Raw genomic sequence first — 10,864 nt, forward strand, 5'->3', positions numbered from 1 at the left:
TTCATGTACTTATATTAACAATCAAAACTCAAGGAAAATAGTCCTTAGTTAAATCAAACGACACTTCATGTCGTGTCGCTTATATCTCTGACCTGAAGGACAGAGTTTTACGCTCCATTTGATAAAATCGCGCAAGGCGACGCATTTATTTTCATTAGCCCTGAATATAACCACGGCTACAGCCCTGCGCTCAAAAATGCATTGGATTACCTCGGTAAAGAATGGGGCGGAAAACCTGCGGCATACGTTAGCTATGGAGGCGCCAATGGTTCACGTTCGATTGATCAAATTCGCCAAGTGGCAACTCAATTGGGCTTAATTGACAGTAATGCTGTAGTTGAAATTCGTGACATTTTCACGCGTAATCAAACAGATAAATTCGAACCGAATGAATTTGACAACAAAGCGGTTAAAGGGATTTTCAAAAAATTACTGCAATATGTGAGTGCTTAATTATTGCCGTTCGCGGGATAAATGCCGCCTTTTGTAGGTTCAGGCTTACATTATTTTCGGCAGATGGCAGCTATACGCCATGCATCATCCACGATAAAGTTAAAACATACAGAGACAGGACGTCACTGAACATAAAACAACAATGATAAGACTAAGCAGGAAGCTTACGGTAGGACAGGAGTTATACCGCTAGAATGAATCTGAAAAAGCCTCGACAGGATGTCGGGGCTTTTTTCATTTCAAATGCTGCACAAGTGTAGCTCTAACATGAGCCATAACCAAACTCAGGGCCATGGCTCAATGGATCTCATCCAATCGGATGCGATTACTTTGTAGAACTTTCCACAATTAAGCGGGTCACCAAATACAAACGCGGCACGATAGAATCTGTCAAAATATATTCAGCTTTATCTGAATGTAATCCATCGCCAGACATACCGATTCCTTCAATGATCGCGGCTTTCGAACTAACCCCAGCAAAAGCGGCATCAGTACAACCACCCCAAGCGGTCGTTTCAACTTTCATCGGCAGCTTTAATTCGTTTGTGTAAATCTGCTGGGCTGTCGCGGCCAATTTTTTGGCTTGTGGACTGGCTTCTAAAGGTGGTCGACGGACTTCAAATTTGACCTCGACCTGACTTTCCGCCAATTTTTTGGTTTTGACTTTTTGCTTCAAAGTTTTTTCCAACTCAGCAAAATCTTGTGGTTTTAAGGAACGAGCATCTGCCTGCGCTGTCGCATGGTCAGGAATCACATTTCGGGTTTTTCCAGCCGTCGCAACGGTCCAATTCAGCTTTAAACCCGTTTTCGGATTGGATAGATTTTCCAATTGTTGAATCTGAAAAGCCAGTTCTGTCAAAACATTGACCCCTGCTTCAGGTTTTACCCCCGCATGCGAACCCCGCCCTTTAATATCTAAATAAGCCGCACCAATCCCACTGGTGGCTAACATCAAGCTTCCCTCTAAACCACCGGTTTCAAAGGAGAGGACAACGTCCTGATTTTGAGCGGTATCCATAATCAATTGGCGCGAGCCGGGTGAACTGATTTCTTCATCTGAATTAATTAACACCGTAATGGTGCCGTAATCTTGGTACTTCAGCTTTTTCAGCATATCCAAGACATGAATCACTGCAGCAACACCCTGCTTGTCATCCAAAATACCTAAACCATAAGCTTTATTACCGTCTATGCGAAACGGTTGACCTTGTAATTGGCCCTTTTGATACACCGTATCGTTATGCGCCAACAACATAATGTTCGTTTTACCTTTGCCTTTTAGTACCGCTTTTACAATCGGCCCTGTCTGGTCTGGCGCACCATCGAGTTTCATGATGTCTTTGGGCTGAATCACGTTCACCTCAGCCCCTGTGGCTTTTAATTGCTCTGCGACCACCTTGGCAATCTGATTCAATCCCTCAATATCTTTACTGCCAGATTCAATATTGACTAAGGTTTTCAAGGTCTCTAAATAACTTTGCTTTTGACTTTCTGCAATTTTCTTAATCTCTTGTGGAGATGCTGCCCAACTTGCTGAAGCACTAAGCGCAATGACGCAGCCTAATGCGAGCTGAAGTTTTGATGTCGTCCGTTGTTGTGTAAGTGTTCTTAGCATCGATCTTATTCCCTGTATATTTTTCATTATGAATTTTTAATGTCTGATAAATTAGTTCACCATTCAACCAATTAATCGCAAAAATATGTAACACCACTGATAAGGCTTTTAGTCACTTCAAAACCAGCTTCCTGCTGTTTTAAAAGCGGTTTAGATCAATATGGATGCATAGATCTAACGGTCGAGAGCCTTAATGCTGTGCAATACATTGACGCGACGGACAGAATGATAATTTAGGTGTTGTACGTTTTGGCTTACATCAGATGCGGATAATAGACACTATTCACGTTATTGGATTACTTTTATATTAAGGTCATACAGCGACAGGATGTCACTGAACATAAAACAACAATGATAAGACAATGAGCAGGAAGCTTAACGGTAGGACAGAAGTTATACCGCTACAATGAATCCGAAAAAGCCCCGACAGGATGTCGGGGCTTTTTTCGTTTAAGCTCCGTGAAAGCAACATTCCATGTATTTGCACAGACTAAACATCAACCTGAAAACCTAAATCGACATCACAGGCGGCTTGACCAGCTCGAATCCCCCAGTTTTCTTGAGGGCTTTCGCGTAAGGTAATGATGATATGGTCGGCTGGAATGCCAAATTCCACCAAATTTTGCACCAGCATTTGATATAACTTACGCTTGGTTGCCACGGTTCGTCCCGCAAAACAATCGATGGTGATATGTGTAAAGCGCTCAGGCTGCGTCAAATGATCAAGCACCTGAAACCGATGTAGCGCATGCACTTGCAAACGTATATTGCGGTCATATCGAGGCAGTTGAAAACTCTGTTGTAAGGCGTTAAAGACAGCATTTATCAACTGTTGTTCTTGTTCTATGCTGTATTGCATCCGTATATCGATTTGTGTTGCAGGCATGCGCGAAACTCATTGTTGTTATTTAGATCACTACACTAGCAGGATTTAGCGATGTTCTGCTGTAGGCATTTACCTACAGCGCTTGCAGTATTTACGCCTATGGCCTCAACAGCAACGCGCCTATAGTAAGAACATACAGAGACAGGATGTCTTGCAATAAAAATAAATAATGCACATGCAGCAGGAACGCTGATCGGTATGACAGGAGTCATATCTTTAGAATGAATCTAAAAAGCCCTCGATAGGATGCATATTCTTGCCCAATTGGACACTTGATAGTATATCGTACTGGACACAGATTCTTCTTTTAATTGGACACTCTTATTTTCAGACACTCTTTGCATCTAAAACGAAATTTAAACGAAAAAAGTAAAATGATTCCTATGAAAAAAGCGGTTATTGCACTGAGTTGCTTAAGTATACTTTTGATGGCCTGTTCCTCGCTTCTTAATCCAAGTATTCAGAATTCACTAAAAGAAGTGAGAACATCAAAATTCCTAAAAAATGAAGATAAAACAAAAAACATTGGTGGGATTGATGCAAATAGTAATGGTGTGCGTGATGATATTGAGGGATACATAAAGCTCAAATATGGGAATAACCCTGAATTTGTTAGCGTATATATGCAGTATGCACAAGAATTACGAAGAAAGCTGACTTTGGCTAGTGATGATCGTGAGGTCTATCGTAGAGCGTCACACGAAGTTAGTAGAAAAATGGTTTGTGCTGCGGAAATTGACTATAAAGTTGAGCCTGAAAAAATGTATCGGGACACAATGATCATTTATGCCCTGTCGGTGAATACCAAGCAACGTAAGGCTGAAAGTAATCGTATTAGCTCGTTGGTGAGTGGCATGGTATTCACATTACCAACTGAGGGACACTGCAAAATTAATGAATACGTTTATTAAAGTGTCCAACTTAAAAAAGAATGGGTGTCCAAATACTTATTGATTTTGCAATAGGATGTCGAGGGCTTTTTTCATGTCGTCATTCATTCAGAGATCGCACTCTATTCGTCGGAAAATCGCAATTTATCAACAATACTTACATCGCAACAGTAAAACTGTACTTATAATCGGCAGAGAATTTAGACAGAATAACGGCTGCGAGTTCAGCAGCTCGAACTGTCAGCGCTTAGGGATTAGGCGACAACAATAAAAATTGAATTAAAAAATTAGAGAATGACCTATGCAATTGCAACAGCAACAACTGAATAGTTTTACCCGCATTTTTCATGCCGCTCCAGAACACAATAGCCCGCAAGATCTTGCACAATATATTGGCGCGCATCGACAAGAGCTTTTACAACAAATCCATGAAAATGGCATCTTACTGTTTCGTGGTTTTAACATCGAGCAACCCGAACAATTTAACCAACTGATTGAACAATATTTTCAGTTTACGCCATGGAATGCATTTAACCCCAACATGCCCAGCTGGGTTGCATCTTGGATGCGAAAATACAGCGAGAAATTGCTCGGCGCAGGCGACTACCGTCGTTATATAGACCGCAACACAGTGCAATTGGGTCCAGTCGAAAACTCGGTACAAGGCCCACATGTTGAAGGTGGTGTGCGCTCAGAACGCTCGCGTTATATCGCCTTATTTTGTCAGGAACCTTCGACGTATTTGGCAGAAACAGGATTTAATAACTTAGAGCAGATTTGGGAGAATTTTCCGAAACATCTACAGGAAAAATATCTTGGTGCATGGAACCATTTTTCTTATGTCTCGGCGCGCGAGGTGGGGCTATTTGACCGATTATTGCTGAAAAAGAGCCCGTTTAGTCTAGAGATTCGACAAGATAAAAAAGCCAAACTGACCTTGCAGCGTTCGCCACTGGTGATTCATCACCCCGATACGAAAAAGCATGTGATTCAGCCGTGGGCTTTTGCTAATAATACCAATCCATTTGCCCATCAGGCGGCCAAAAATTGCTTTGAAAATCGCGGGGAGATTGAAATCGATTCGACAGCGGACGGCATGCAACTGACTTGGGAAATTTACACGCCAGAAGGTCAACAAATTGAATGGAGCGATGCCGAAAAGCAGCAATTTTTTGATGCGATGTATAAAGATGCCCTGCTTTTGCAGTGGCATAAAGGTGATGTTGCGATCGTCGATAATATTAAAATTGCGCATTGGCGAATGAATGGAGAACAAGGAAATCGTAAATTAATTCAAATTCAAGCCAATGCATTTAATGCCGATGAGCACTATGCGGCTTAGCTGACGGATTTAAAATTCGTGCAGGCCTGTATGTGAGAAGCCCCGTAGGGGCTTTTTTTTTATTTTTTGAATTTTTTGTTTATTTTTTAGCCGCTATTTTGGCTCAATTTTGAATAACCATGCTTTTTCACCGTCCTCAATCCCCCAAATGGCGCCATCTTTGGCCTCAATCAAGCCACGGATCCGCTGTTTCATATCGATGCGCTGGATTTCTGTTACTGGTTGATGTGCTGTGTCCACAATCACGATTGCTTGAGACGACAATCCGCCAATCAGCGCTTTATTTTTCCACAAGGGGAACTTTTGCCCTTGGTAGAACATCAAACTCGACGGTGAAATCACCGGTGTCCAGCTGATGGCAGGCGCTTCAAATTCAGGCCGTGTAAGATGATCAGGAATCGGTTGATCATCATAATGATCGCCATTCGACACATGTGGATAGCCATAGTTTTTCGCACGCTGCACGAGATTTAACTCATCACCACCTTTCGGTCCCATTTCGGCCACCCAAAGCTGCTGTTTTGCATCAAATGCCATGCCTAAAGGGTTACGGTGCCCGAAGCTCCACACTTGCTTTGCAACTTCGCCTTGGGTCTGAAATGGATTATCCGCAGCAGGTGTTCCATCACTATTTAAGCGCAGTACTTTACCCAAATTTGACTGCAGATCTTGTGCAGGATCAAACTTCTGACGTTCGCCCGAACTCACCCATAATTTTCCATCTGCGCCAAACTGCATTCGGTGTGAATAATGGCCTTGACCTTCTACTTTTGGAATTTGCCTCCAAATGATTTTTCGCTGTTTTAAACTTGGCGCAGCTTCATTGAGGTTTAATGTGGCTTTTTCGATGACAGCGCCATAACCGCCCTGTCCGGCTTCTGCATAGCTCAGATATATCTGATGATTATTTTCAAACTGCGGATCGAGTGCAATATCACCTAAGCCGCCTTGTCCGCCATAGGCAACTTTGGGAAGGTTTTTCACCTGTATTTTCTGCTGGTTTTGAGGATTAAAGATAATTAGCTGACCTTTTCTTTCAGTCAGCAATAAACGGCCGTCTGTAAGTGGCTGGATGGCCCAAGGCTCATTGAATTGAGCGATTTTTTGTATTTTAAAGCCCTGTTCTTGCTGGACTTGTGCAGAATTTTGAGTTTGGCTTGGTGTTTGATCTTGTGCTGTAGTTGTGGTGTTTTCCGCATGGCATGCGGCTGTCATCAAGATGCCAACGATAAGGCTAGGCGTTCGAAAATATTGTATGCATTGTTTCATCTACTGTTCCCTTCCCTTTTATAATCATTTGATTCTAATCAATTAATCAGATGATTTTTCTTTGGAAAGGTAACAGAATAATTTTGTACGTTTTGGCTTACATGACATGCAGAAAATTGCGGCTTTCCAAGTTTATGAAACAGGCCTAATCTACAGTTATCAGGAGACAGGAAGTTTCCGAAACATAAAACAATAACAATAAGTTTCTGCATCAGGACGTGAGATATGACAAGGAGTTGTATCTAGAACACGAAATACGAAGAAAACCCCGACAGGATGTCGGGGTTTTCTTTTTCTATCTATTGATTATTTACGACCCTTTAAAAAAATCCCCCAGATTCAGCTGGAGGATTTCACGATCATGATTTTCCGCGATCGAACTTAGAGACTTTTCAAATAAGCCACAACATCATCATGACCTGCCATTTCTGCAAGTTCTAAAGCGGTATATTGGGTTTTGTGCTTTACATCTGCACCTTTGACTACCAATAGCTTCACTACGTCTAAATAGCCGTTTTCTGCGGCTGCATGCAGTGCGCTGTAGCCTTCTTCATCGGCAGAGTTTACGTCTATGCCATTTGCCAAAGATTTATCGACTTCAGCCAGTTCACCTAAAGATGCCCAGTACACCAGTTCAGGCAGATGGAGTTCTTCATCGTCTTCAGGGATTGGGGAGAAAGAGTTGAGTTTCATTAATTATATACCTGCTTTTAATTAATTTTTCCTGATGATGCTATAGATTCTAATAAATCTAAATTAAGACTACAGTTAAAATTAGCAATTAAAAATTTCTCTAAAGCTATACATAAATCATAGTATTGTTTTGTTTGATAATCTTCAGTTATATGCATGGATGTTAATAAAAACATGGCAGCAATACGATTATGAATATCCACTAAATATGTTTCTGTAGTACATGAAATTGAACTTACTACCTTTTCAAATACCACATAGAAATAATACATAAGGTAAGGCAATCTACTATACATAAAGTCATATAAAGTTTTTTTAGCCTCAACTCCTGCAAAAATAAAATTTACATTCATATTTTCTGTTTTAATTGCTTTATGTTCAGTAAATAAATGCATAGCCTGATTACAACAACCAGCAAAACTATCCTCATTAGTCTTATCATATCTTAAAGATGCAATATAATTAGCATCTAAAATAGAATTTAAATCCCCTAGAATTTCGTAAATTTTTTTCTGATGGCCCTCCACACCACCAGCATTTTTCGGTCTAAGCCGTAAAGGATCACTCTCAAAAATTTTAATAAAATCAGATTTTAGTAATAACATTTCTTCAAATAAATATAAATTTTCTTGTATAGGTTTTCTAAGTAATAAGTATGCAACCGTTGTCTTCCCTGTTTCCATTGCTTTTAAAACTTCGTATATACAATGCAACATATCTGATAAAACTGCAGGTATAAGTGTCTTTTTAATAGCTATCTCATACTCATTATTTCTTTTCTTATTTTTTAACCAATCTAAAATATGTCCTTCAAAGTTACCTAAATCTTTTTTTTCTTCATCATCTAAATCAAAAACAGATGTAAAAATATTTTTTTCTTCACCACTTTTTAAGAATTCAACTATTACATCATGTATGAAAAAGCAAAGTCTATGTGATTCTAAATACTTACTATCTAAAGCATTCATACTTAATTATTAAACTTATTAAAATACCTAATATATAATAAAAAAGCCCCCTTTCGGAGGCTTTTCTTTTTAAAGAATCACAACTTAAGCTTTGGCTGTAGATGCTTCTTTAACATCAATCTTATCACTGTCATTTTCATGCATAATCAACGCAACCGCGATTGCAGTGATCAGTACAGGTAAACCTACCGCCATAAAGTTGAAATGAGCAGGTAAGTTCATACCAAGCAAACCACCGATCAGAATCGGCCCTACAATCGCGCCCATACGACCAATCGCAGAAGACCAACCAATACCTGTCGAACGTACAGCAAGTGGGTAATACTGCGCCACATAGCTGTACAACAGCATTTGCGAACCAATAGATGCAGCACCTGCCAAGAACACCAAGATGTATAGCAAGAACTGATTTGACTGGAAGCCCATCAAGCTCATCACAATCGCCCCCATCATACCCAAAACCATCAGCACAGGTTTTAAATGGAAACGGTCAGCCAAAATACCACCGCCAACAATACCCACAACTGCGCCCACGTTCATGACCATCATGAACATTAAGCTGTTATCCATAGAATAACCGGCTGCCATCATCAGTTTTGGTAACCAGCTGCTTAGCGCATACATGGTCAATAGGCACGTAAAGAACGCCACCCAAAACAGCAATGTATTTACGGCACGACCACGGCGGAACAAACTCACCACGTTAGCAGCTTCAGGCACGCTTTCCTGCGGTAAAGTGAACACTGTATTTTCGGTTACTTTCACTTCAGGCGCTAAGCGCTTCACGATACTGCGAGCTTTTTCCTGTTTGTTTTCTTTCACCATAAATGCCAAAGATTCAGGTAAGAATTTCCAAATCACTGGTAAAAGGAAAAGTGGAATACCCGCAATAAAGAACATGATTTGCCAACCAAAGTCAGGGGTGAACCATGAACCTAAAAGTGCCGCCATCACACCACCGACTGCATAACCACTAAACATCGTCGTTACCAGTGTGCTACGCATCTTCTGCGGCGCGTATTCAGACGTTAAAGCCACAAGGTTAGGCATTACACCGCCAATCCCTAAACCAGCCAAGAAACGCAAAATACCAAATTCTGTTGGATTCGACGCAAAACCACCGGCAAAGGTCAAACCACTAAATAAAACGATACAGATCATAATGACTTTTTTACGGCCAATCTTATCCGCTAAAGAACCAAAGAACATGGCACCAAACATCATGCCTGCGAGCGCAGTACTGGCAAGCATCCCCGCTTGCATTGCACTTAAGCCCCAGTCTTGCATCAATAATGGTAAAACCACGCCATTAATCGCTAAATCGTAGCCATCAAATAAAATAATCAATAAGCACCAAGCCACTACATTGAAGTGGAACGGGGTAAATTTAGCCTTATCGACTACAGAATTTATGTCTATTTTTTCCGTTGTCATCGTTCTCATCTCCCATGAGTACTTGTCCATAACATTCATTGAATTTTTAAGTAAAATTCAACAGCCACGGAATATACGGAACAGTGTTTTCTAGGGATATTAGACGTATGTTTAATAAATCTAGTCGCTTATAAGTACATGTTAATTGTGTTATTTTTCATGCTTTAGTTTAATTATTAAACATTATCAATATATGATTATTTAACTGATTTTTTTAAATAATAATACCCTTATTTTCAGGCCTAATTCTTCTATTCTTTCATTAAACTTCAGAACGACACACCATCATTTATTTCTATCTTTAGTTTAGAAAAATTTTAAATGTCTAAAAAACAAACGCAATTACATCTTTAGAAAAGCTCGCTTTAACGCACTTGATTGTTTTAAAAACATTTATAGCACTGAGATTAAGCGATCACCAGCTTACAGCGAAATCCACGAGACGCATAATATGACTGCGCGCCATTATGGTAGCTAAATACATGATCATAACGTCGATCACAAAACAGTGCCCCGCCCTTTTGCCGAATATCCGCTGGCGTCACAATCCAGCTCGAAGTCTTTAAATCGAAATGAAAAACTTGCTGTATCGCTCGATAGTCTTCTTCTGTCAGTAGCTCAGCACCGATGTCTCGCACCATATCTATAACGTTATTTTGGGGAGGATGATCCTTCCGATTCTCCAAGGCATCACGGTCATAACACAAGCTTCGTCTAAGCTTTGGTGACTCTAAGCTGCAATCATAAAATATCAGGTCTTGAGATTGCTGATTCAGCGTCACAATATCTGGCTCACCGCCTGTTTTTTCCATTTCGATTAAAATTTTTAGTTTTGAGGGCTGTGCTATCAATTGTTTTTTTACATCATCCCAAAGTAATTCTGGATGCCGCTGCATATTTGCCTCAAAGCGTTGCTGCAATATCTCTAAAATAGAGACTTTATCGAGATCTTGGAGCATTTGCACATCCTATTGTTTTTATACTTTGGCGACTAAACTTCACTATAAAGAATATAGGCTTGCCTTGATGTAAATTTTTAGCGCTGTTTAGCCTCATTCTTTTTTAATATCTCTCGTTTTCCTATTTTTTGAATTTGCTTCTCTTATTATTTTTCTATTTTGATAACTTTCCCTTTTTCCCCGCATAAAAAAACACCCCCTGACGTATCAGGGGGTGTTTCGAATAAAGAGCTGGCGATGACTTACTCTCACATGGGTAACCCCACACTACCATCAGCGCTAAGAGGTTTCACTTCTGAGTTCGGGAAGGGATCAGGTGGTTCACTCTTGCTATTGTCGCCAGCACAACTGTTAT

At 40.3% G+C, this 10,864-nt stretch carries 9 protein-coding genes, 1 rRNA gene and 1 pseudogene; 3 read left to right on the top strand and 8 right to left on the bottom strand.

Going from position 1 to position 10,864, the window contains the following annotated elements:
• Positions 1-120: 120 nt before the first annotated feature.
• A pseudogene (locus FTU38_RS15845) lies at positions 121-453 on the top strand (NADPH-dependent FMN reductase); the annotation flags it as partial.
• Between the two features lie 325 nt (positions 454-778).
• Here the strand turns inward: FTU38_RS15845 and FTU38_RS15850 are convergent.
• Together FTU38_RS15850 and FTU38_RS15855 are read right to left on the bottom strand one after the other, a co-directional pair.
• Complete coding sequence (locus tag FTU38_RS15850; RefSeq protein ID WP_180111810.1) at positions 779-2,068, bottom strand: glutamate carboxypeptidase; 1,290 nt, start codon at positions 2,066-2,068, stop codon at positions 779-781.
• Between the two features lie 490 nt (positions 2,069-2,558).
• Positions 2,559-2,954 carry a tautomerase family protein gene (locus FTU38_RS15855; RefSeq protein ID WP_180111812.1) on the bottom strand — a complete coding sequence of 132 codons (396 nt, stop codon included), beginning with the start codon at positions 2,952-2,954 and terminating at the stop codon, positions 2,559-2,561.
• Between the two features lie 383 nt (positions 2,955-3,337).
• On the opposite strand from FTU38_RS15855, the gene FTU38_RS15860 reads away from it, so the two are divergent.
• Both FTU38_RS15860 and FTU38_RS15865 read left to right on the top strand, forming a co-directional pair.
• Positions 3,338-3,865: a hypothetical protein gene (locus tag FTU38_RS15860; protein WP_180022951.1), complete on the top strand. Its 528-nt coding sequence runs from the start codon at positions 3,338-3,340 to the stop codon at positions 3,863-3,865.
• A 280-nt stretch (positions 3,866-4,145) separates the two neighbouring features.
• Positions 4,146-5,186 (top strand): TauD/TfdA family dioxygenase, encoded by a 1,041-nt coding sequence (locus FTU38_RS15865; RefSeq protein WP_180005606.1) that lies wholly within the window; start codon positions 4,146-4,148, stop codon positions 5,184-5,186.
• 93 nt (positions 5,187-5,279) lie between these two features.
• Here the strand turns inward: FTU38_RS15865 and FTU38_RS15870 are convergent, their stop codons facing one another.
• The 6 genes from FTU38_RS15870 to rrf all read right to left on the bottom strand — a co-directional run bounded on the left by FTU38_RS15870 (position 5,280) and on the right by rrf (position 10,853).
• Positions 5,280-6,455, bottom strand: coding sequence for a PQQ-dependent sugar dehydrogenase (locus FTU38_RS15870; RefSeq protein WP_373684014.1), 1,176 nt, complete (start codon positions 6,453-6,455; stop codon positions 5,280-5,282).
• Positions 6,456-6,836: 381 nt separating this feature from the next.
• Positions 6,837-7,148 carry an ankyrin repeat domain-containing protein gene (locus tag FTU38_RS15875; protein WP_180027327.1) on the bottom strand — a complete coding sequence of 104 codons (312 nt, stop codon included), beginning with the start codon at positions 7,146-7,148 and terminating at the stop codon, positions 6,837-6,839.
• A gap of 17 nt (positions 7,149-7,165) precedes the next feature.
• Positions 7,166-8,116: a hypothetical protein gene (locus tag FTU38_RS15880; protein WP_180027326.1), complete on the bottom strand. Its 951-nt coding sequence runs from the start codon at positions 8,114-8,116 to the stop codon at positions 7,166-7,168.
• A gap of 84 nt (positions 8,117-8,200) precedes the next feature.
• Complete coding sequence (locus FTU38_RS15885; protein ID WP_180110345.1) at positions 8,201-9,550, bottom strand: aromatic acid/H+ symport family MFS transporter; 1,350 nt, start codon at positions 9,548-9,550, stop codon at positions 8,201-8,203.
• A gap of 407 nt (positions 9,551-9,957) precedes the next feature.
• Positions 9,958-10,509, bottom strand: a complete 552-nt coding sequence (locus FTU38_RS15890) for a DUF4256 domain-containing protein (protein ID WP_180009692.1) — start codon at positions 10,507-10,509, stop codon at positions 9,958-9,960.
• A 229-nt stretch (positions 10,510-10,738) separates the two neighbouring features.
• Positions 10,739-10,853, bottom strand: a 5S ribosomal RNA gene (rrf, locus tag FTU38_RS15895).
• Between the last annotated feature and the right edge of the window lie 11 nt (positions 10,854-10,864).

Source organism: Acinetobacter sp. YH12098 (assembly GCF_013419235.1).
Lineage (GTDB): Bacteria > Pseudomonadota > Gammaproteobacteria > Pseudomonadales > Moraxellaceae > Acinetobacter > Acinetobacter amyesii.